The 22,904-nt window shown below is 56.4% G+C and carries 13 protein-coding genes; 6 read left to right on the top strand and 7 right to left on the bottom strand.

Translation table 11 applies throughout. The features are described 5' to 3' along the window. Positions 1-127: 127 nt before the first annotated feature. Positions 128-2,833, bottom strand: coding sequence for an aconitate hydratase AcnA (gene acnA, locus SV7mr_RS07730; protein WP_145270756.1), 2,706 nt, complete (start codon positions 2,831-2,833; stop codon positions 128-130). A gap of 518 nt (positions 2,834-3,351) precedes the next feature. On the opposite strand from acnA, the gene SV7mr_RS07725 reads away from it, so the two are divergent. Continuing rightward, positions 3,352-4,836, top strand: coding sequence for a hypothetical protein (locus SV7mr_RS07725; protein ID WP_145270754.1), 1,485 nt, complete (start codon positions 3,352-3,354; stop codon positions 4,834-4,836). A 12-nt stretch (positions 4,837-4,848) separates the two neighbouring features. Here SV7mr_RS07725 and SV7mr_RS07720 read toward each other — a convergent pair whose 3' ends face one another. The 3 genes from SV7mr_RS07720 to SV7mr_RS07710 all read right to left on the bottom strand — a co-directional run bounded on the left by SV7mr_RS07720 (position 4,849) and on the right by SV7mr_RS07710 (position 11,397). Then, positions 4,849-8,373 carry a hypothetical protein gene (locus tag SV7mr_RS07720; RefSeq protein ID WP_145270752.1) on the bottom strand — a complete coding sequence of 1,175 codons (3,525 nt, stop codon included), beginning with the start codon at positions 8,371-8,373 and terminating at the stop codon, positions 4,849-4,851. Positions 8,374-8,524: 151 nt separating this feature from the next. Continuing rightward, the gene (locus SV7mr_RS07715) at positions 8,525-10,216 is read right to left on the bottom strand and encodes a hypothetical protein (protein WP_145270750.1); all 1,692 of its coding nucleotides are present in this window, start codon (positions 10,214-10,216) and stop codon (positions 8,525-8,527) included. Next, a complete protein-coding gene (locus SV7mr_RS07710; RefSeq protein ID WP_145270748.1) occupies positions 10,213-11,397 on the bottom strand; it encodes a glycosyltransferase family 2 protein in 1,185 nt (394 codons plus the stop codon). The genes SV7mr_RS07715 and SV7mr_RS07710 overlap by 4 nt, the downstream gene beginning before the upstream one ends. A gap of 463 nt (positions 11,398-11,860) precedes the next feature. Here SV7mr_RS07710 and SV7mr_RS07705 point away from each other — a divergent pair, with 463 nt between their 5' ends. Then, positions 11,861-12,310: an NINE protein gene (locus SV7mr_RS07705; protein WP_145270746.1), complete on the top strand. Its 450-nt coding sequence runs from the start codon at positions 11,861-11,863 to the stop codon at positions 12,308-12,310. A 647-nt stretch (positions 12,311-12,957) separates the two neighbouring features. Here the strand turns inward: SV7mr_RS07705 and SV7mr_RS07700 are convergent. Both SV7mr_RS07700 and SV7mr_RS07695 read right to left on the bottom strand, forming a co-directional pair. Then, a complete protein-coding gene (locus SV7mr_RS07700; RefSeq protein WP_419188228.1) occupies positions 12,958-14,550 on the bottom strand; it encodes a sulfatase family protein in 1,593 nt (530 codons plus the stop codon). Between the two features lie 55 nt (positions 14,551-14,605). Continuing rightward, complete coding sequence (locus SV7mr_RS07695) at positions 14,606-15,880, bottom strand: BaiN/RdsA family NAD(P)/FAD-dependent oxidoreductase (protein WP_145270744.1); 1,275 nt, start codon at positions 15,878-15,880, stop codon at positions 14,606-14,608. Positions 15,881-16,237: 357 nt separating this feature from the next. Here SV7mr_RS07695 and SV7mr_RS07690 point away from each other — a divergent pair, with 357 nt between their 5' ends. The 3 genes from SV7mr_RS07690 (at position 16,238) to SV7mr_RS07680 (ending at position 19,181) form a co-directional block, all read left to right on the top strand. After that, positions 16,238-17,452 (top strand): fatty acid desaturase family protein, encoded by a 1,215-nt coding sequence (locus tag SV7mr_RS07690; protein ID WP_145270742.1) that lies wholly within the window; start codon positions 16,238-16,240, stop codon positions 17,450-17,452. 190 nt (positions 17,453-17,642) lie between these two features. Further along, positions 17,643-18,785 (top strand): hypothetical protein, encoded by a 1,143-nt coding sequence (locus SV7mr_RS07685; protein WP_145270740.1) that lies wholly within the window; start codon positions 17,643-17,645, stop codon positions 18,783-18,785. 3 nt (positions 18,786-18,788) lie between these two features. Further along, positions 18,789-19,181, top strand: a complete 393-nt coding sequence (locus SV7mr_RS07680) for a hypothetical protein (protein ID WP_145270737.1) — start codon at positions 18,789-18,791, stop codon at positions 19,179-19,181. Between the two features lie 213 nt (positions 19,182-19,394). Here SV7mr_RS07680 and SV7mr_RS07675 read toward each other — a convergent pair whose 3' ends face one another. Then, positions 19,395-20,300 carry a bifunctional 5,10-methylenetetrahydrofolate dehydrogenase/5,10-methenyltetrahydrofolate cyclohydrolase gene (locus tag SV7mr_RS07675; protein WP_145270736.1) on the bottom strand — a complete coding sequence of 302 codons (906 nt, stop codon included), beginning with the start codon at positions 20,298-20,300 and terminating at the stop codon, positions 19,395-19,397. 626 nt (positions 20,301-20,926) lie between these two features. On the opposite strand from SV7mr_RS07675, the gene SV7mr_RS07670 reads away from it, so the two are divergent. After that, positions 20,927-22,645, top strand: a complete 1,719-nt coding sequence (locus tag SV7mr_RS07670) for an NADPH-dependent assimilatory sulfite reductase hemoprotein subunit (protein WP_145270734.1) — start codon at positions 20,927-20,929, stop codon at positions 22,643-22,645. Positions 22,646-22,904: the final 259 nt, after the last annotated feature.

The raw sequence follows: 22,904 nt of genomic DNA, 5'->3' as shown, positions 1-22,904 counted from the left end.
GCCGATGATTGGTTCACATCGCCGGGGAAGGCCGAGCGAGGAGGTGTCGGTTTCGATCAACGAATCGGCACAGCTTGACTGGAGCGACGCACGATGCGGCTCCAGCCGAGCTTCGATTCGCTGATTGCTATTCCGCGAGATTACGAAGGACGGTCGGCAGAATGCCGCCGTTGCGGTAGTACTGCAATTCAACAGGCGTATCAATTCGCACCAAGCAGTCAAATTCAGTCACTTTGCCGTCGGCAGCAGTGGCTGTGACTTTGATGGAACTACGCGGCTGCAGGTCTTCGGACAGATCAGGAATGTCGAAGGTTTCTTCACCGGTCAGTCCTAGTGACTGCCAGGTGCTGTCGCCAGCGAATTCCAGTGGCAGGACTCCCATCCCGACCAAGTTACTACGGTGGATTCGCTCGTAGCTGGCTGCGATCACGGCTTTGACGCCCAACAGCATCGTGCCTTTGGCGGCCCAGTCACGGCTACTACCGGTTCCATATTCAGCGCCAGCCAAGACGATCAGCGAAGTGCCGTCTTGCTGATAACGCATGGACGCATCGTAGATGCTGGTGACTTCGTCGGTTGGCAGGTAACGTGTGACGCCACCCTCGGTTCCCGGAGCCAGTTGGTTACGAATGCGAATGTTGGCAAAGGTGCCACGCACCATGACCAAGTCATTCCCTCGTCGCGAGCCAAAGCTATTGAATTCCTTGATCGGAACACCGCTCTCTTGCAGGAAATGGCCCGCAGGCCCATCGGTTGCAATCGCACCGGCGGGAGAAATATGGTCAGTGGTCACCGAGTCTCCTAGCAAGACCAAGCAACGAGCACCGGTGATCGGACCAATCTCAGGGACTGCTTCGCCGGTCACATGATCCAGGAACGGTGGATGGTGAATGTAGGTGCTCTCTTCGCTCCATGGATAGATCGCGCCTTCGGCCGCATCAATCGCATTCCACAATTCATTGCCGTTAACCGCCGCTCCGTATTGCTCGGTGAACATTTCCGGGTCGATCGAATCCTGAACGGTTTGGCGAACGTCCTCGTTGGTCGGCCAAATGTCTTTCAAGAAGACGTCGTTGCCGTCTTGATCTTGTCCAAGTGGCTCCGAATCCAAATCGACATCAACCGTCCCAGCCAATGCGTAGGCAACCACCAAAGGCGGGCTGGCCAAGTAGTTTGCTTTGGTCAGTGGATTGACGCGACCTTCGAAGTTTCGGTTGCCAGACAGCACCGCCGAAGCAACCAAATCACCTGATTCAATCGCATCGGCAACGGGTTTCGGCAAGGGGCCGCTATTGCCAATGCAGGTCGTGCAGCCATAGCCAACGGTGTTGAAGCCCAATGTATTCAAGGCATCGGTCAAACCGGCTTTGTCCAAGTATTCAGTGACGACGCGGGACCCTGGTGCCAAGCTGGTCTTGACGTGATGCGCCACCTGCAGCCCGCGCTGGACAGCATTTTTGGCTAGCAAGCCCGCTCCGATCATGACCGAAGGGTTACTGGTATTGGTGCAAGAGGTGATCGCGGCGATCACGACGGCACCATGTTTGATGGTCGAACTGTGCCCGTTGTCAGCAACGGTGCCAGTCCGTCCTAAATCACCTTCGCCAAGCCCAAAGCCAGTCTTGCCAACCGGCGCGGTCAACGAGTTCTGGAACGAAGACTGCATGTCAGTCAATGAGATTCGGTCTTGCGGACGCTTCGGTCCGGCCAAGCTTGGTTGCACCGTCGAAAGGTCAAGCGACAAGGTCTTGGTGTACTGCAGTTCTGGTCCGCCAGCGGTGTGGAACAGGCCTTGTTCTTTGCAATAACGTTCAACCAATTCAACTTGATCATCGCTACGACCGGTTTGGCGCAGGTAATCCAACGTCAGCTGATCGACGGGGAAAAAGCCCATGGTGGCACCGTATTCAGGTGCCATGTTAGCGATCGTTGCTCGGTCAGCAACGCTCATCGCTGCCATGCCGCTGCCAAAGAATTCAACGAACTTGCCAACCACGCCTTCTTCACGCAGCAACTCGACCACTCGCAAGACCATGTCGGTCGCCGTGGCACCGGCTGGTAACTGCCCGATCAGCTCGAATCCAATCACCTCCGGCATCAGCATGTACAGCGGTTGGCCCAACATGTTGGCTTCCGCTTCAATGCCGCCAACGCCCCAGCCCAAAACGCCAAGGCCATTGATCATCGTTGTATGGCTATCGGTTCCCACCAACGTGTCTGGCATGGCGACCAAGCCGTCCCCGGTATCACGCAGGGCAACAACACGCGCCAAATATTCCAGGTTCACCTGGTGAACAATCCCAACGTTGGGCGGCACGACACCGAAGTTATCGAAGGCCTGCTGGCCCCAACGCAGAAACTCGTAACGCTCTTGGTTGCGTTCAAATTCACGCTGCACGTTCCGCCCAAGAGCGTCTCCGTTGCCGAAGAAATCAACCTGCACACTGTGATCGACCACCAAGTCGACAGGAATCAGCGGGTTAATTTTGTTGGGATCACCACCGATTCGCTGCATCGCCGATCGCATCGCTGCCAAGTCGACGACTGCTGGGACACCGGTGAAGTCCTGAAGCACCACGCGATAGGGCTTAAAAGGAACTTCCTGCTTCGCCGGAGCCGCTGCGTTCCAGGCCGCCAAATTCTTCACGTCCTCTTCGCTAACCGAAAAGCCATCGCAATTGCGAAGCACTGACTCCAGCAACACGCGAATTGAGAAGGGCATGCGGTCGATTTGCCCCAGCCCAGCATCCTGCAGCTTGCTCAGTCGGTAAATCGTTGCCGAACCATTGCCGGTGTCAAATTGATCTCGTACTTCAAATGGATCAAAACTCACTGCGTTTATCTCTGTTAACGGGGCAAGTAGAAACTGTTTCTGGGAGCCACAGTCTAGCGACAAATGTCGGAAAATTCGCCTGGGGGTCAGCCGGTTGATGCTGAAAATCTTCCGGCTTTTGGTGACAAAGATGCCGTGACTTATCAGGCAGAGCCAAACCGTGGCGGCTAACAGCCGATTTCCTACCCGCAGAGCAAAACACTGGCGAAGAGGGAATGCTTCAGCCTCAGAAGGAGGAGGCCAGTCCGCCCCCTGGCCGATGCGGCAGGTTCCATACAGTGGCAAGAGGGTTAGCCCGGTTAACTTGGGCAATCTAAGCCCTGTTTTCCAGACGTATGGATTCTTTTGATCGTAGCAATTCTGAGGTGACGATAGACCGGACTAGAGCAAGTTTACCGCCTTGCTGCACTGGCTGGATCGTCCCTCTTCACGATCCCGAAATCACGTTTGCCAGTCAGCGGCACCGGCGGTGATCCATCTCCTCCCCCAGTCCCCGCGTGGACGAAATGAGCCAACGAATGAATAGCCATCCGACCGAGTCCCAGCACACCATCGTCAACACCAACACGGCAGTCGAGACGGCTTCCCTGGGCGCACAAGCGAATCAAAACCGATCCCAATTGACCTTCACACGAAACGAATCAAAGCCAAGCAGGCGTCGTCTGTGGATCAAAATCGCCTCCCTGGCGTTTGCGACTTCCCTGCCAACTCTGGCCAGCGCCTACGAACCACCCGCTCCCATTGGCCGACCGTCACTGGGCAGAGTGTCATTAGGGCAGTCCCTGCGCGCACAACCGGTCCGCAACCCTAGCAGGCATGGCGCTGCTCCCGTGACTCCAGCGACCTATCACGGGTATCCTGCCGGAGACGCTGCTCAGCCCTATCACCTCCAGACGTATCCAGCGTCGCATCAACATTCAGTCTATCCGCTTCCGATCCCCCAGCATCGCACTTGCTGTGGTTCAGGAATCTGCACTTGCAATGCGACTCCGTCACCGGCCGAAGTCGCTGCCCGTCACATGGCCAGCGGTCTCGGTAAACTGCTTGGCATTCATCAAGGCCTTCATGGCACCCACTGCGACCAAAACGGCCAGCCGCCCTGTGATTCTGCACCATGGCTAGAGAACAGCGTCATCATCGAACAGGGTGAAATGACACGCCAGCCCACCGCGCCAGCAATCGAGCAGGAAACGCCGCAATTCCACCCACCGCTCAAGCCAGCCCCCAAGCAAGCAACTCCGGAACCGAAGCTAGAGAGCCCAACCACGCCGGTCCCTTCCACCACGCCAATGCCTCCATCGCTGGGCGATGACCGTGCCTTGCCGGCGCCGATTCGATTGGACCAGAACGGCTCTCCCACCGCTTCGCCACCAATGCAGGAATCGCCAGACCCTGCGTCCCCGAAAAATAGTTCGGCGGACAAACCAGCCAAGCCAACCCAGCCCTTCGATGCCTTGCCAAGTTCCATGCCCACGGGACGAGGCGAGAGTCAACCAACACCAAGCGACAAAACCGAGACGCCGTTGCCAGAGATCGAAGCGCCCAAACAAGATGACACCCCCAGCAGCATCTTTGATGCGTTGCCAACGTCGACCCCCGACCCGATCTCACCGGAGGAAATGGAGCTTCCGGAGCCGGACTTTGATTCGATCTTTGGCAAACCGCAGAATCTGGATGACGCTTCATCAGACAGCAACAAGACAAAGCGGTTACAAGTAAAACCGATCAGCAACCCGCTGCCGAGCTTGAACGCCCCTACCGGCCGGCAAGTGTCTCAGGTCCGCCTGAAGAGCTATCGAGCCACAGCAGAGCCAGAGACGATTAACCTGGCGCGACACCACGTTCAACCAGTCAACCAGCAAGCCGTCCAATCAGCCAACTACTTGACAACGCCCAAAGGGCGTACTGGAAAGGTTCGCCAAGCGTCGCAACTCCAGCACCCTGGCAGACAGCCAGCTGTTCGAACCAGCCATCAAACGGTCCTGGCACCGTATCGCAGGTAGACGGCGTAGAGATCACTGTGGGACCGGTGACTTAACACCACGGTTGCCCGGGCCGGTAATCGTTCCGTTGACGCGACCGATGATCTGCTGGAACGTGTTACCGACACCTTCCAGCGTTCGGCCTTTGACTTTCGGATTATTCAGTGGACCATTCACGTCAATGGTCCACAGTGTGTAGGGCTGATCCCCCAGCGGGCTCAGCACTCGGGTGAAGACATTGCGTGGGCTGACCCGCGTGTCAAAACGCAGATTCAAGTCCTGCCGCCCATCAAGCATGCCTGAACCATGCAGGGCAATTAAGCTGCCCCACAGTTTTAAGTCTTCAAAAACGATCAAGTCTTCGTTCAAATTAAAGACGGCTTCGCCATTGGTGAACGCGGCTTCTTCGGTGGGTGTAATCGAGACCACGTTCAGCAGTTGAACCAACAGTGGCAACTCATACATTTTGGCACCACTGAGGACTGCCTTGCCATTGCCGCGCAACAGTTCCTTGGTCCCGAGGATGCCTTCTAAATACATTTGAGCCGAAAGGTTTCCAACGGTGTCGGTTTGCAACTCGCCCTTGGCTTGTTGAAGTTCAGAGAGCACGGAGGCTAGTTTGGCGTTCTGCAGTGACATGTTCACAGCAAACGCGGCATCAGACAAATTCATGCCACCTCGAATTGCGACACTGCCACCAAACAGACGGCCCTCGATCGGTGCCGGATTGACGGCCGCTTGACCTTGCCGCGGCGCATTGGGAACTCCACCGAGCGTCAAACTGGTATCGTTGATCCGATAGGGACCGCGGATGCCGGTGAGCTGCAGGTCTTCGATATGCATCGAATCAATCCTGACTTCACCATCGGCATAGAAACCTTGTGCGTTCTTGCGTCCGTTAATCGTTAACTCGCCACGCAGACTATGCACAGGCCCGACGTCCCCGATCCGATTGCCTTCCAATTGCAACAGGACACCCCAACCAAATTCTGGATCGGGGAATTCATCGCTGGAAAGCAGCGTTTGAGTCTGCCCGCTAAGACCGAAGGGGCCGCGCAAATTCAGACTGCGAATCGTGCTTCGCATACTCTCCGGGAGCGCGTTGATGAGTTCCGCATCAGGGATCAACCGACTGCCGCTGTGGAGATCAAGTGACAACAGCCAACGCCCGTTGGTTAACTGACGGCAACTGCCAGCCGTACTGACCATGGATTGACCATGTGCGGCACGCATCGAATCGATAATCACTTCGCCATTTTCATACCGCACCGAACCATCGAGAATGTCCAATCGATACGGCAGAGAAACGGGCTGCAAACGCAACATGTCCGCTTGGCTTTGTCGCGATTCTAACTGCTTTCCTTGGATCGATAATTCAATTGGCGCCGCCAAATGGGGTTGAATCAAGGTCACATCCAACTGATCGACCACGCCACTGGGTGAGAGCTGGCTCCAAGTCTGTTGCGAATAATCAGGCAACGAACTGCGAAGCGATTCATCCAGCGCAATTCGCGATGCCTGAAACCGCAACTCCAGTCCATGATTGGGCAACGGTCCCTGGTACAGTCCATTGACGTGCGAAGCACGGACCATCGTCGGTGCAACTTTCTTTCCGATCACATAATGGCCGTTACAAGTGATCGAGCCACCATTGACATTCGCGCCGTGAAAGTTCTGCAACTGGACCAAACGATCCTTGACCAGCACCTTGCCGGCAACGTTGTAAAGCGGATACGGGAAACGCTCGAAACGCATGTTCCCATCACTGACTTCGACTTCAAACTCTTGATGCTTGGTGCCGTCGGCTTCCGTCCGGAGAGTGCCTCTCACCAGCCTGATCGCTCCGCCGGGTTGCAGCGAACGCACGAAGCCTTCGAGCGGACTTTGTGTCAGTCCCCGTGGCGTCAACGCCTCGAGCAGTTCAGCATCGATCGCAATCGGCGCGTTGGTCGCCAGATGCACTAAACCGCTGGGATCTAATTGTGGCTTCTGTGGCAAATCAAAGAGGCAGTGCAAGGTCTGCCCACCGATCTGCCCCAGAATGCTCTGACTGCGAATCCGCCCCTCGCGTAATTCGATCGTTCCGGTAATGTGTCGCACAGGGTAGGGGAACTTGTCAAATTCGACATCGACGCCTTTACAGACCACCGTCCCCGTTGCGTTGACTTTGCCGTCCGCCAGCGTGATCCGACTGCTGGGAACATCAACAATGCCTTGTGGAAGGAACTTGAGCCACTGCTCATGAAGCTTCGGCGTCAGCAACGAGGCAATCGAGTTGTCCAGCAAGAGGTTTTCAGCTGAAACCGCCAATTCGCCACTGGCCGCCCATTTGCTACTGGCCGCCCATTTGCTACTGGCCGCCAATTCGCTACTGGCCACTTGGGAGCTGGCCACAGCCCGTGAGCCAACCGCCAGCTCTCCCGACACATTTAATCGAGCTTTTCCCCAATAGCCCTGGCCGGATTCGATCACGACCTTGCCGGGAGAACAGGTGACCACTCCTCGTAGATCCTTCAGCGCCATCACGGTGCGGGGATGGCGATAGGCGCCATCATGGACACGCATCTTAACCGCATAGTTTAGCGGCTGGTTCTTGCCCAACGTGACCGCCGCTGACAGGTCTCCAGTGACAGTGACTCCCTGGGCGTTGCTGGTTTTTAACTGAGCCAACAGCGGAGCGACTTGTGGGTGCTGGACAATCGAACGCGGCAACCGGTCCAGCCAGCGACTGCTGTAACTCAGATCCTTGAGCTCCGCCGTGACCAGGGATTGCTTGTTTTCAGTCTTCACGCTCAGGATGAACTTATCCGCCAGCACGCAATTGCCTGTTGCCGTGATCTTAGTGGACCGTCCACCCTTGGTGGAGAGCGCATTGGTGACCAGAACGTTGTCGACGTTGACGTTGAACGAATTGTCCGCCTCGTTGGCATACCCCAGGTGAATCGTTAGGTCATGGATTTCGATTCGCGGACAGGGCGCTTTGCCAAACTTTGGCATCGGCAACAGGCTCTGTAAGCCCAGCCGAATCTGTTGCTCCGAAGACATGGACCCCAACGGGGTGGCCTCGTCGATCCAGGCGTACGCGTTAACACCACGCAGGACAATTCGATCGCTGGAGATAGGGTTCTCTTGCTCCAGTAAACGCGACAGGTCGGTGCGCGTGACCACGACCATTTGGTCGATCTGCAACAGCGGTTCCTGAACTCGTTTTCCCTGGCCTGCAGACTGCATGCGGCGGACCTCTCCACTGCCGGCAATCACTGGGGCGCGAACAATGGGCTTGGCGATGCGAATGTCTTCGTAGATCAGCCCGGTGTTGGGCTCCATGCGGCCCGAGCCGATGGAGACGTCATAGCCAACGTAATGCGACTGAAATTGTGACTGAAGATGCCGCCTGGTTTGCTCGCCAACCGTCTGCGGCGCGATGAAACGCAATAAGAACAGCGTCGTGACCAAGATCAACAACACCACCATCCAGCGCGAACCACCATGCCGATCTTGTCGGGCGTGCGGCTGCACTGTTGCGGTCGAGTCGACACTGGCATCCTTGCCATTCAATGCACAACTTCTCCTGAAGTCAGCGAGTGGGTGGTGGTCCGTGCTGCAGCAAAATTCCGTTCAAAACCACCAACCGATAGACGGTCAGCGTCTTACCAATCCGATCGCGCCTGGATCAGCCTCAGCAGCATTGCCGATGGTAGTGCTTGGGTCATCCATTGATCCAGCCCAAAAGGTCCCAGAAACGGTACAACCACGGACTCTGCCAGGGATTGGAGAGCGCCGTTGACATTGAAAAGGCACTTGCTGCTAGCAAAATCCCGCCTGCCAGAATGCTCCAGGTGTGCTTGGCCAAGTGTTCTGAGGCCAAAGCGAGCGAATAAAGCCAAAACGGGGCAAGCCAGAGAAGCCAGCGAAAACAGGCACTTACCCCACCGTAGTTCCGATCGATCTCCGGTCGGGCCACGAAAAATGCAATGCAGACAGCCGAAGTGGCCAGGATCGCCAAGCTCAGTAACTGGTAACTGGTGGCCCCGCCGCCGAGCATGAAGGCCTCGGGCGACGCCTTGTGCAGAACACTGGAATCAAGCTGCTGGCGGACTTGAACGGCTCGCGAATGGCTGCCCTTGGATGCTCCGCCGGGCAACTTCGACGCCCGCGAACGCGACAGCCCGACAACGATCCCGATCGGCACCAGCAACCAGATCGGCGTGAGCGAGAAGATTCCATGGTGACCGACCAGCATGTGAATGGCATAGATCATGCGTGACGGCTCACCCACGTCCACCCCGCGGCGGCGGCCATCCACCCAATAGCTGCCGGGGTAGTCATACCAATCGTCCCAGCGACGAACTTCGACCGCTTCATCGAATACACTGACCAAGGCGATGAATTCGTGCTGGTTGATGGTCACGCGCTCACGCGCTGGATCTCGAGTCCAAGAGCGATCGATGGAAGAGCCCGGTCCGACGAGGCTTAATCTCGTCAATTCCTCGCGCAGAGTTTCATCGTCGGGCGACTCCGGCAACGTCGCCAGCAACTCACCATTGCCTCGGTGAAAATATGGAGGCAAATGGTCCTGGTGGGCGAGGTAACTGGTGCCAAAGTAAGCCGCGGCAACCAGCGACGCTCCCAGCAAGTATCCGGGAACCGCTCTCCAATTGGTGACCACCAAAATCCCAACCAGGGCGGTGGTCATCGCTAACGCTGGCAACTCATTCGCCGCTCCAAACGCCGCGCAGAGGCCACAGAAAAACCACATCGGCCACTTCGTCGGCTGCTGAATGCCCGTGACAAACAGATACAGTGCAACCGCCATGGCGGCGGCCGCCGGGACATGATTGTTCAACGAGATCGAAAACGGCAGCAACATGGTGCCAAAGCACACACAAGCGGCGACAAAGCACTGCACAATGGGTTCGGTGGTGACACGATCAATCGTCCAGATCGTGGCCAACAAGAAGATTGCCAGGATAGGAATGTTGATCAACCACAGCAGCAAACGCCCCATGTAGAGGGGCTGCTCGCTAAGTGTTGTTCCCATCGAATGCCGAAGCACATAATAAACGCCGGCATAAAGCGTGGGCAGCAACGGTGGCTTGCTGCTGTAATAGTGCTGCTCTTCGTCGGCTCCTTGATGACGCACCAAGTCGATCGTGCCCCAGGGCCGACGATTCGCTTTGGCACCTTGGCGTTCCAGGAAAGGATCAATCTGATAGGTGCCATTTTCAACCAGGGACGCGATCGTGCACCAACGTGATCGATCATTCGCACTCAAAAACGGAGTGTCTCCCTCTTTGCTGGTCACGCTGGCGATCCGTCCGGAAACAACGCTCAGCGCAACAATGATCAGCAATCCATACACACAGCGAACTAATCTTCCTTGTGCAAGATCGTCGCTCATTCGCTAACCCCAGAACTGGATAACATGGAAAGTGATTCTAAATTGATGTCCTCAGGTTCATCATCCGCCGAGACGTCTTGATGCGTTTCCCAACCTGACTGTGCGGCTTGCGGTGAACCATCCTGGCCGACTGGGGCCGACGGAGCTTGACCGTTCTGATCATCACGATCGTCGTTATCACTGGACGACGGATCATCGTGCTGGTCACCAGCCATTGTCCCGGCAAACTCTAGGATACTGTAAGGTGTCCGCGATTGCTCACTTAAAGAAACAATGAGCTCCGCGATCAGTCCGGCCAGGAACATCTGAGCCCCCAGCAGGATGGCCGTGATGCAGTAATAAAATTGAGCCGACTCGTGCAGGATCAGCGGAGACACGGACTCGAAAACCGCTCCGGCAATTTTCCGTAGCGTCAGCCAGCCCATCAGCAGACCACCACTGAAAAAGAACAACATTCCCATGGCACCGACAAAGTGCAGCGGTCGCTTGCCAAAGGTGGTTAGAAAGAAAATCGAAATCAGGTCCAAGAATCCTTTGGCCAATCGCGAGACACCATATTTAGACTGTCCGAATTGACGTGCATGATGCACCACGGGGACCTCGCCGACACGCCAGCCTCTGGCGGCAGCAAGGACGGGTACAAAGCGATGCCGCTCGCCGTACAGCACAACGTCCTTGACCACGCCTTGTCGGTACGCTTTAAAACCACAGTTGTGATCATTCAGTTTGACCCCCGTCATTTTGCTGACCATCCAGTTAAACACTTTACTGGGCAGCGTCTTGTCGAGGGCATCTTTGCGTTTCTGTTTCCAACCACTGACGACGTCGTGGCCTTCGTTTAACTTCTCAATGAACTTGGGAATCTCAACCGGATCATCCTGAAGATCCGCATCCATTGTGAAGACAACATCACCGCCAGCGCGAGCAAAGCCAGCCGACAACGCTGCTGCCTTGCCAAAGTTTCGGCGGAAACGAATGCCTTGCACGTGATCGTGCCGCTGACAAAGCTCCGAAATTCGCTGCCAGGTTTCATCCGTCGATCCATCATCAACAAAGAGGATCTCATGACGCAGATGCATCGCCTGACACGTCTGATCAATTTGCTCGACCAACGTCGCGACGGTATCCTGTTCATCCATCGTGGGAATCACGAAGGTCGCGGTTTCAAAAGGTCCGTTCATGGTCATTCCAGTTCGTCGAACGAAGTGATCAGAGTAAATGCTGCGTCTGCTTTCGGCAAAACACATCTTCACAGGCGATTAACAAGAAGTCCCATGGTATCAGAAATCGCAGCCCTCCCCCAAGTCGATTGTGTTCACTGCACACAAGAATTTTGGCGTGGCGATTTTGGCAACCATCAACGGGTGGAAGAGATCCCGTTCTTCTGGGGTCGCCTGCGTTGACGCCCCGGCGGGCCGATCCATCGCTCGTCCCGGGCCGGCTTCGATTGCCAGCGCCGCCTCATTTCCCCCCGTCATTGCCAAGGAATCCCGGCCACCAACGAATTCTGTCCTGAAACGAGCTTCACCAGCGGGCCAGCAGACGCTGCTGAACGCCGTTCCTGTTGACAGCATCGCCAATGTGAACCAAGTTGACGGCGATCATTGGCTCCCCTGTTCCCCCTCCGACAACCCACTCCAAATCATGGCCGAATCTTTCCAATCCAGCTCCAACGATCGCCCCACTGCCTTCAATGACGAGGATGTGCCATCACACCTGACCGTCGCTGCATACGCCTACTGGATCTTGGGAATGTTTGGTGCTCATCGCTTTTACTTGGGCAAGCCCGTTTCAGGAGTGATCTGGCTGTTCACCTGCGGCTGCCTGTTCGTCGGCTGGATCGTCGACTTCTTCCTGATCCCGGCGATGACAGAAGAGGCCCAACAGCGCTATCCAACGGGCAGAATCGACTACACCATCTGCTGGGTATTATTGACCTTCTTGGGCGTCTTTGGAGTCCATCGTTTCTATTTGGGCAAGATTATCACGGGAGTGATTTACCTGTGCACCGGTGGCCTCCTGGGCATTGGCGTGATCTACGATTACCTCACTTTGAACGAACAGATCAGCGAAGTGAATCTTGAGAACCAATAGCCTGACTTGCCATTGGAGCCCGTGAACTGCACTCGATTGCCGGCTCGCAAGCCGCTCCAGAGATCCGAGGGAATGTCGCAACTGTTGTTAAAACTCTTGATGGCCTCTCTGGTGATGACTTTGTTGAGCTTACTGGGGCGAAGACGATCAGGTGGCGACTTCCCTGGGACGTGTCAGTGCCTTGATAATAGCCCGTAGTGACTGGTGACCAACTAGTTTACGTAAGCTCCATTTTAGCGTCGGGCAATGGGGACGGTGGGATGTCTCGTTTTGATCAGTGGCTCACGCTGCCCCATGCTTCACGCTGGTCGTCCAAGAGACGGAATGTTCGACGTCTCGAAGCGGGAACACTAATAGGCACTCATTTTCACTAATTGATTAGTGTTGATAAGTGCTGATTAGCGTTCTGCATTTCCTGCGATTGCCTCCATTCCCGCTCGAGGCTGTCCAACCAGCACGCAGCACCAACGAGTGCTACATTTCGTTTTTGGAGGACAGTGGTTCTACCGAATGCGGAGATTTTCAAAGCAGTGTTGCGTGCAAGCACGACACCCTACCAAGCAAACCCAGCAACGACCAAATCCTCACTCGCTCACCGAGAGCCCCTCATCGTGGGCGTCAAAGCCCGACGAACGGCTGGCGACAGGTTACCGCCCCCGACTGCGTCCCGTTTGCTTGGTCTGCTCTAACAGCCGACTTAACTTGCCCGCCATTTCAGCGTGCGAGACGGCCAGATTCTCGGTTTCACCCGGATCATTTTTCAAGTTGTACAACTGTCCCGGTGCGTCCGGCTGGGTGTCTTCGAGAAAGTACTCTTTCAGCAAACGATGCCCGGGGTAGCGATTGCCGCCCGAACCTTTGTGTGCCAGATACTTCCAATCACCTTGGCGAATCGCCAGATAACGATCGCCGCCAAAACCTTGCATCAGCAAATAGGGCCGAATGGGTTCGGTCGCTGTTTGTTGAAAGATTGGCAGCCAGCTAAAACTGTCTTCTGCCGACTGCTCGGGCAGCTGATGGTCGACAATGTCAGCCAGTGTCGCCATCACGTCGGTCAATGAAACCAACTGATCACTAGTGCTGCCAGCTGGAATCATTCCCGGCCAACGCACCAACAGCGGCACACGATGGCCGCCTTCCCAGTTGTCTCGCTTGATTCCTCGCCAAGGTCGCGCACCGTCATGCTGATAGTCGTGCCGCATGTAATAGATCGAGTCGACCTCGGGACCATTGTCACTGGAGAAAATGACCAAGGTCTCGTCATCGATCTCGTGAGCCTTCAGATGGTTCAACAGGTCGCCCACGGTCTGATCCATTTGAGCAATGAAGTCGCCGTGCGGCCCCGCTTTTGTGGTGCCTCGAAAACGTTTGCCAGGAAAACTGGGCAGATGCACCGCCTGAGTGCAGTGCACAAGAAAGAACGGCTGCTCGGGTGAATCCTTCATGTGCCCATCGATCCAAGACTTGGACGCCTGTAAAAACCGCTCATCGACTTCCTGGACATCAAAGTCATCAGCCACCATCCCCGGACGATTGTCGTTGGCATAAGGATGCTTGGGCAGATTTGTTCGATCCAGTTGCTGAGTCGGTGGATTGGGAATGCGATCACCGTCGATGTACGCGTACAGCCAGTCCGTGGTGGGACAGCAAACGGTCCCAAAGAAATGATCAAAGCCATGGTCAAGCGGACCACCGACAATGCGTCGCGAATAATCAATCCGCTTGACAGGCTCCAAGCCGCCTCGATGAAGGGGTTTGCCATCGGAGTCAAAGAAACTCATCCCAATGTGCCACTTGCCGATACAACTGGTGGCATAGCCATGATCACGCATCATTTCCGCCACCGTCAATCGCGAATCAGCGATCAGCGAGGGGCCACCGGCGCCAGTGAAGACCGTGCCACCACGAGGCACACGAAACGCCATCTGTCCGGTCATCAAACTGTATCGCGTCGGTGTGCAAACTGTGCAGGGGCTGTGCGCATCGATGAACCGCATGCCTTCGCGGGCCATGCGGTCCAGGTTGGGAGTCTTGACCTTGCTCTGATCGTTATAGCAAGCCACATCGCCATGCCCTAAATCGTCTGCCAAGATCATCAACACGTTTGGCTTGGCAATGTTTGACGGGGCAATGCTTGACGGGGCAATGTTCTCTGCGGACCCGACATCAGCGGCAAGTATCGCCAGCACAACCCATGCGACAGCGAACCTTGGAACAGTCCAGACGTTAGAAAAGCTCATAGAAAGAGCATCCGTGTTGAAAAGGGGCAGGAACAAGTTTAAGCACGCTCACCAGTCACTCCGCGGCAGCATGCAGCCCTGCGGCGCGCCCGGTACTGAAGGCGGCTTGGAAATTATAACCGCCGATGGGGCCGTCGACATCAAGAACTTCACCTGCGATGTAAAGGCCTGGATGCCGTTTGCTTTGCATCGTCTTGGGGTCAACCTCCTTCAACTGGACGCCACCGGCTGTGACCTCGGCTTTTTCAAAGCCTCGCGTCCCGCGAATCGGCACCACACAGCTCTTGATCGCGGCGACAAGCTCTTGCAACGCTTGCCGTTTCAACTGGGAGAGCGGGCAGTCTTGCCCCGCGTGCAAGGTCAGCGCTGATGCCAAACGCGTCGGCATGACTTTGCCCAGCTGATTGCTCACGGTGCTGCGTCCCTGCTGGCTACGATTGGAAAGCAACGACTCGAGCTCGCTAGAATCCATGTACGGCAAAAAATCCACGGTCATCACGGTGTCTTCAAAGCTGGCTTGCCCCGTGATCGCGCCGCTAACGTCCATGGCTGCTGGACCGCTAAACCCCTGGTGCGTGAACAGCCAGCCACCACGGCGTTCAATCAAGGGTTTGCGACGCTTGGCGGGCCGGTTCAGCCATTGCTCCTTCGGATACACTGCGGCCTGACAATCCGCGAGCGTTAATCCGGAGAGCTGATGAGCCCATGCCTGTCCGCCAACCAGCGGCACCAAGGCAGGATGTGTTTTTCGAATGGTGTGTCCCAGTTGATGCAACCAAGCATAGGCATCTCCGGTCGTACCACACCCCGGCCAACTTTTACCGCCACTGGTCACAATGACCTTGTCACAGTTAATGGTTTCATTTTCAGTAGCCACTTGCCATTGTCCCTGATTAAAACACAGGCCAGTGACTCCGCAACGGCGACGAATCAGCGCACCGCTTTCAACGGCATAGTGTTCCAGTGCGTCGCGAACATGCAGCGCACGATTGGACATTGGAAACACTTTGCCGGTTTCTTCCGTTTTCGTTTCCACTCCAAGCTGGTTAAAGAGCTGCACCACCTCCGAAGGCGGAAACGCACCGATGGTTTTCTGCAGAAACCGTCCGCCATTGGCAAACGCAGACGTGATGCCGCGGGCGTCGGTGTCTTGCGTGATGTTGCAACGCGTGCCGCCGGACATCAAGATTTTGGCACCGGTCTTTGAATTTTTCTCCAGCACCAACACTTCCACCCCGTTTGGACGGGCCAGCTGGGCGGCATGAGCCGCTGCCATCAGACCCGCCGCGCCCGCGCCAATGATCACGATCCGTCGTTGTTCAGCAGGCATCTTTTACAAGCTCTTGCGTGCAGGAATTCGGTCATCTGGGGGGCCGCGGCGATCCCAACTCCGGGATTGCCGTCGAATAGAAAGGTGAATCGCTTTCCATTCTGTGCGGAAATGTAACAGGCAGCGCGTCGCCAACGAATGTGTTCAATTGACCCGCTCGGCAATATTGGAACATTCCCCCAGGCTTGACCAGAGGGTTTAGGCTAGTTGATCAGAACCTTTGCATTTTTGCCTCTCAAATGACGATTCGGAAGAAGCGGCAGTCTGCACACGCCCAAGTTTTGATCGATGGCGGCCCAGCACAGACCGACGCACCACCTGAGATTCCTCTCTGAAGCGAACCCGAGTGCATTCATCATGGACCAAACACCATCCAACCAGATCGCGACTGAGCCATCGGAAACTAGCCAGCAACCATCAGCACAGCCATGCTCGGTCGATCAATCCACCCACCCTGCCGATCAAGTCAATCGCCAAGAGAGAAGCCAACGACTGGCGTCTGGGGGATCAACTGGCGCTGCAACGAACTTTTCATTCACACAAGCTCGTTCGTTGATCGGAGACCTCACCAAGCCAGATCCGAAGATCTACTTCAGAGACTTCCTGCTGACGATCGTCAGCGGTTACCTGTGCTTGATTGCCTTGGTGCACCTGCTGCCTCCCTATTGGCCACAACCCTGGATGATGCTGGCTTACGCAGTGACTTACTGCGCGACGGTGGCGTTGTTTATGCGCGCGGTGATGTTCATTCATGAACTCGTGCACTTGCCCAAAGAAGGCTTTGGCGCGTTCCGGTTCACTTGGAACCTGCTCTGTGGCATTCCTTTCCTGGCGCCATCGTTCCTGTACTACCCACACGTCGACCATCATCGCCGCAAACACTACGGAACGGACCACGATGGTGAATACCTGCCACTTAGCCACCGCAATCCGCTGTGGCTGGTTGGCTTCGTCGTGCAAGCACTTGTGATCCCTGTGCTGGCGCTGATTCGATTTGGGTTGCTCAGTCCCATCTGCTGGCTCATCCCGGGAGCCCGCAAGTTTGTCCATCGCCATGCATCAACGATGCTCGTGGACCCATTTTACGAGCGTCAAGACGGCTCAGCAAAGGTGATGCGGATCGTGGTGCTGCAGGAGTTTTTCTGTTTCCTGGTCACCATGCGTCTGATCTTTGGACACAAGATTATCTTTGGAACCTGGTACGATCCGTTGCAACCGACTGCCTTTGCAGTTGCCGTGGGACTGCTGATTTTGAATGAATTGCGAACGCTGGGCGCTCATCGCTGGACCAACGATGGGGACGAGATGAGTTTTGAAGCTCAAATGCTGGACTCGGTCAACTACCCGGAAAACAGTTGGATCACAGAGCTTTGGGGGCCGGTCGGCACTCGCTTCCATGCCTTGCACCACCTGTTCCCCCGCTTGCCATACCACAGCATGCCGGAGGCACATCGGCGACTGATGGAAGGCCTGCCAGAGGATTCGCCGTATCGCAAAACCAACGCCAAGAGCCTGACCAAAGAGATCTGGGCGCTGTGGAAACGAGCGTGCACCCGCGCTGCGGCGGAGTAAACAACGCGCCGCGGCAGATTAAACAACGCGCTGCGGCAGATTAAACAACGCGCTGCGGCAGAGTAAACAACGCGCCGCGGCAGAGTAAACAACGCGCCGCCACGTCAACACTCTCCTGCCGGCACTAGACTTGTGCGATTCGGGTGCCATAGATGATACTATCAGGCACTTGATTCATTCAGCGGGAGCAGTGGTTTTGACTGAGGAGCATCTTGACGAAGAGCAGGTCTACAAGGGGCCCAACTATGAGGCCGGCATGCTCCAGCGTGCGCGTTGCTGGAGTGATTTGGCGCCCTGGCTGAAATTGTTTTCAGTCCTTCGTCTGGCAGCCTCTCCGGTGTACGTGGCGACCGCGATGGTCGGACTGATTGGCTCACTGCTGATTTTCTCCTTTGCGGGCGATTTCAGTCACCCCCCAATGACTCAGGCTCCACCGAGCCCAACGGCGATCACTCATCCGTTGGCAACCGCTGCCGCGTCATGGCCGCAACCGATGGCTACTCTCCTGGGCTCCCAGCCTTTCCTGCCACGCATCGGGATGCAGAACGCGACATTCAGTCGTTGGTTGGTTGTGATCCTTTGCCTGCTGATTGTCTGGGTCCCGCAGTTACTGATTCTCATGCGTGCCGGTGCCGTCCAAACTGCGTCGGGACAATTGCCAGAGCCGAGTCGCTGCGTGGCCATCATGAAGCACCGTTTGCTCGGTGCTTACACGGTGTTCGTCGTGCCGTTGCTGATCTTGATCCCATTAGCTGCAGCTGGCTGGCTGCTGGCCACGATCGGTGGCTGGTGTGGTGTCGCTTGGATCAGCACGTTGACCGGCTGGGCCGCAGGGGCCCTGGCAATGATTCTAGGCGTGATCGGATTTGGTGCGTTGGTTGCCATTCCAATCTCGCTGGCGGCAATGGTCTGTGAAGCGAACATCGATGCCTTTGATGGCTGCAGCCGAGGATTTGAATACGTTTTCCGGCGTCCGATCCATCTGATCCTGTATAGTGCTCTGTGTGCCGCGATCTTGTACCTGATTGGTTTTCTGCTGGGCGGAATCCAGCTTGTCGCCTCCCACTGGGTGATCTGGTCGATCGGTTCCACCGGAAGCGACGGTAAGCTGTTGGCAGCGGCAATGGATGTGATCAAACTGGTGATGGCTGCCTGGTATGTGACCCTGGCCGCTGGGCTGACCGGCGGCGTCTACTTGCTGCTGCGTCGCGACACCAGCGAACAGCATCTTGAAGAGATCTGGGACGGCCCGGAACGAACCAACACCAGTGATGATGCCGGTGCGGCCAGTGATCCCGCACTCCCAGAACTTCCCCCCGAAGCCTACGAGTAAGTGATGCCAAGCAACCCGCCCAGCTCGTCACAGCAGCCTTCTCCAGAAGACTCAAACGCCGCCATCGGGAATGCCGGACAACGTTCCGACCAAGTGCGCCGCGTCAGCCAAATCGACCAATCCTCTGATCGGCTGCAAGTGAGCTTCACAATGATGTTCGCCGTCGTGGGCGTGTTCGCTTTGCTTTCGGCAGCTCTGGTCTATGCTGCCAAGGTTCCGATCATTCAGGAAGAGCTTTCAACACTGCTGGGACGCGACTTCAAAACCGAGAGCGTCGACGGTGAAGGCAACAAGGCCTGGGCATCGTTCATCGTCTTTATCGTCATGATGCCATTGTTAACCGCTTGCACGATCTCCATCATGGTCAATGTGCTGCGTTACTTCGATCGCCGTTAATCGCTTGCCAAGCACCTGCCCCACTTCCAGAGCGTCGCAAACGGCGGGGCAACGGTGACGCGTCCCACCGCCGGTCTCCCTCACCATCGGTCGCAAACACCATCAGAGGCGTGGCGATCGCCAAGCGGTTCCACTAACGAAACATCGCCAACGAGGCGCCACGCAGGACAAATCACCACGCAGCACAAGCAGTGGGGGACAATTCGGCTGCGACTACCGGCCGCTTTGCAGCTTGGCCGCCATCACGGTGTTGTGCAGCAGCATGGCAATCGTCAATGGACCAACGCCACCAGGCACCGGGGTGATTGCGGCGGCGACCTCCGCAACGGCATCGAAATCGACATCGCCCACCAAGCGATCATCGACGCGGTTGATCCCAACATCGATGACAACAGCGCCGGGACGCACCATGTCGGCGGTGATCATCTTGGGCCTGCCAACGGCCGCAATCAGGATCTCTGCGCTGCGGCAAACGGCGGCCAAGTCAGCGGTTCGACTATGTGCCAGGGTGACCGTCGCGTTGGCGACTTCAGGACCACAGGAACCATTCTTTTGCGCCAACATCATGGCCATTGGTTTGCCAACGATGTCACTGCGCCCAACGACGCAAACGTTTTTCCCAGAACAAAGGTGCCCGGTTCGCAACAACAGCTGCACAATCCCGTGCGGCGTACAAGGCAAGAAACGCGGTCGCCCCTGCATCAGCAAGCCGACGTTCACTGGCGAAAAAGCATCCACATCCTTCAGCGGATCGACCGCATCGAGCACTTCACGCTCGTCGTACATCGCTTGCCCCGCTTCGTCTTTTAGACTTGGCAATGGAAGCTGAACCAAGATTCCGTTCACGTTCGGATCGGCGTTCAGTTCAGCGACCAATCCGAGCAAGGCATCTTGGCCGGCATCAGCTGGCAAGCGATGGGTTCGACCTTCGATCCCAGCTTTCTCGCAGGCTCGCGATTTGTTGCGTACATAGACCTGGCTGGCGGGATCTTCCCCCACCAGCACGGCGGCCAAGCAGGGTGCCGGTGCACCGCTAGCAGTAAACGCCTGCACATCAGCAGCCACTTCTTGGCGAATTTCGCCTGCAATTGCTTTGCCGTCTAAGATCTCTGCCGCCATGGTGCTAAACCTGTCGTCCGAAGGTGCGTTTGTAGTCAACCCATCCGTGCGAGGAATCGGGGCTGCGGTTGCCCCGCGCCGGCCGATAGCCGGAAATCATTTGACGCAAGCAACGATCCACACTGGAGGAGGCGATAGTTTGTCGAATCTGACCAAATCGTCTACCCCATCCAGGGTCGACCGTCGGTTCTGCCACCAACATCACCAGGCTGACAGACCGTCGCAGCGGTGAACCCACGTGAACCAAAGGCGGTCTAAACAAGCGTGCATCGGTGTGACAGTGCGTCGCCAGGCTGCGTACAGAGCATGTTTTGAGCCGTACTGAGCATGTTTTGAGCCGAACAGAGCGAGTTTTGAGCCATGCGAACACCGCTGCGCCGCTGAAAAACACCCTCGGCGTCGACCATTCCCCGGGCTTGGCGATCGAGCCAGTGCGTCAATTTGTCGGCCAGTCGCCTCGCCGAGCAGTTCATGCGGGCAGAAAATGGGCATCTGTCGCATGGCTGGCTGGCCGCTCGGCATGGTCTCAATCGGCTCTGGTCGCTATAGTTTGCGAAAGTCGACCAAGGGATGTCGACCAGTCCCCAACTGACAACGATTGTCCAATCCATAGGACCCATTGCGCGATGTCCACAGACACCCCCAAACCCGAAAAAAAGCTCAGCGCTGTCGAAAAAATCAAGACAGAGAGCGAATTCTTGCGAGGCACCATTGGCGAAGAACTCGCCAACGACACGTCGCACTTCGGAAGCTCGGACATTCAGCTGCTTAAGTTCCATGGATCTTATCAGCAAGACGATCGTGACAAGCGCGTTGAGATGAAAAAAGCTGGCAAGGAGAAAGCCTTTGCCATGATGGTGCGCTGCCGAATCCCGGGCGGCCGCATCACCAGCGATCAAATGCTGGCCCAGCTTGACCTGTGTGATGAACTTGGTGATTCGACCATGAAAATCACCACGCGTCAGACGCTGCAACTGCACGGGATCCTGAAAAAGGATCTGCGCGAGACGATTCATCGAATCAACAAGATGCAATTGTCAACCTTGGCTGCCTGTGGTGACGTGAACCGAAACATCATGTGCTGCCCAGCCAAACGCGCCGACGGAGTGCATCAGCAGTTGAACCAATTGACGGACCAACTGACGGAAGACCTGGCTCCCAAGACTCCGGCCTATCACGAACTGTGGGTCATTGATCAAGAGACAGGCGAAAAGACATTGGAAGGCGGCGGCCCCGTCGAAGAACCGCTTTACGGCCCCACTTACCTGCCGCGTAAGTTCAAGATGGGCATCGCATTACCGGAAGACAATTGCATTGACATCTACACCCAGGACCTGGGCTTCCTGGCTGTCGTTCGCGATGACAAAATCATTGGCTACAACGTCTTGGTTGGCGGCGGCATGGGCACTACGCCCGCGCTCAAACGCACCTATCCAGCACTCGCCAAACGCCTGGGATTCTGCACTCCCGAGCAGACCACCGAAGTCAGCAAGGCGATCATCATGGTGCAGCGTGATCATGGCAATCGAGCAGACCGCAAAGTGGCTCGAATGAAGTACTTGGTCGATGAAATGGGTGTCGATGCCTTTCGCGCCAAAGTCCAAGAGTACCTCGGATACGCACTCGAGGATTGCACCGAAGATGATGTGACCGGTGTCGACGATCACATGGGCTGGCAAGACCAAGGCGACGGCAAATGGTCCTATGGCCTGAATATCGAAAACGGTCGCTTGCTCGACAACGACACCATCCAGCTGAAGGCCATGATGCGAGAAATCTGCAAGACCTTCGGCACTGAGCTGCGTATGACCGGCCATCAAAGCATCATTGTCACCGATGTTGAACCCGAGCAAAAAGATCAGCTGATCGAAATCATTCAGCGACACAACGTGCCGACGACCGAAGACACCAGCACCGTGCGTCGCTGGTCCATGGCCTGCGTGGCGTTGCCCACCTGTGGCTTGGCGATCACTGAAAGCGAACGACGCTTGCCAAGCCTGATGGACGATCTCGAACAACCGCTGGCAAAGCTGGGCTTGGACAAGGAACGGTTTACGATCCGCATGACCGGCTGCCCCAATGGATGTGCTCGCCCGTACAACGCTGACATTGCCCTGGTTGGCAAAGCGAAGGACAAGTACACACTGTTCGCTGGCGGCGGCTGGTTGGGCAATCGCCTGGCTTACATCTACAAAGACCTCGTGCCCTCAGATGAACTGGCCAGCGAAATCATCGCCATTGCCGGCGCCTTCAAAGCCAACGCGAACGAAGGCGAGTCGCTGGGTGAGTTCTGCACGCGAGTGGGCAAAGATGATCTGGCCGTCATGGCCGATGCAGCTCGCTAACATCAGCCGGACGAGCTCGCACCATCGAACCGAGGCTGGGTTCGCATGGTGCTGTGCTTGCACGCACCAATGAAATCGCAGCGCACCGTTGGGCCGCAATCACGTGGGTTTTACGCATCCGCACCACCGGATTCGAAGATCTTCAAAGCAGTGGTGCAAGCACGCCTAGATGCCCAACAAACTCGCAATTGCACGCCAACAAGGTCGGGTGCGAAGCATGTGGTGCGTGCAACCACGGCTCCCGACGAAGCAAATGGTG

The organism is Stieleria bergensis (assembly GCA_007745635.1).
Lineage (GTDB): Bacteria > Planctomycetota > Planctomycetia > Pirellulales > Pirellulaceae > Stieleria > Stieleria bergensis.
This window is presented reverse-complemented; position numbering and strand designations above follow the sequence as displayed.

Bases quoted from the DNA above. Each gene is read 5' to 3' on its own strand.
- SV7mr_RS07725 (WP_145270754.1), top strand. From the start codon at position 3,352: ATGAATAGCCATCCGACCGAGTCCCAGCACACCATCGTCAACACCAAC.
- SV7mr_RS07715 (WP_145270750.1), bottom strand. From the start codon at position 10,216: ATGAGCGACGATCTTGCACAAGGAAGATTAGTTCGCTGTGTGTATGGA.
- SV7mr_RS07710 (WP_145270748.1), bottom strand. From the start codon at position 11,397: ATGAACGGACCTTTTGAAACCGCGACCTTCGTGATTCCCACGATGGAT.
- SV7mr_RS07705 (WP_145270746.1), top strand. From the start codon at position 11,861: ATGGCCGAATCTTTCCAATCCAGCTCCAACGATCGCCCCACTGCCTTC.
- SV7mr_RS07700 (WP_419188228.1), bottom strand. From the start codon at position 14,550: ATGAGCTTTTCTAACGTCTGGACTGTTCCAAGGTTCGCTGTCGCATGG.
- SV7mr_RS07695 (WP_145270744.1), bottom strand. From the start codon at position 15,880: ATGCCTGCTGAACAACGACGGATCGTGATCATTGGCGCGGGCGCGGCG.
- SV7mr_RS07690 (WP_145270742.1), top strand. From the start codon at position 16,238: ATGGACCAAACACCATCCAACCAGATCGCGACTGAGCCATCGGAAACT.
- SV7mr_RS07680 (WP_145270737.1), top strand. From the start codon at position 18,789: ATGCCAAGCAACCCGCCCAGCTCGTCACAGCAGCCTTCTCCAGAAGAC.
- SV7mr_RS07675 (WP_145270736.1), bottom strand. From the start codon at position 20,300: ATGGCGGCAGAGATCTTAGACGGCAAAGCAATTGCAGGCGAAATTCGC.
- SV7mr_RS07670 (WP_145270734.1), top strand. From the start codon at position 20,927: ATGTCCACAGACACCCCCAAACCCGAAAAAAAGCTCAGCGCTGTCGAA.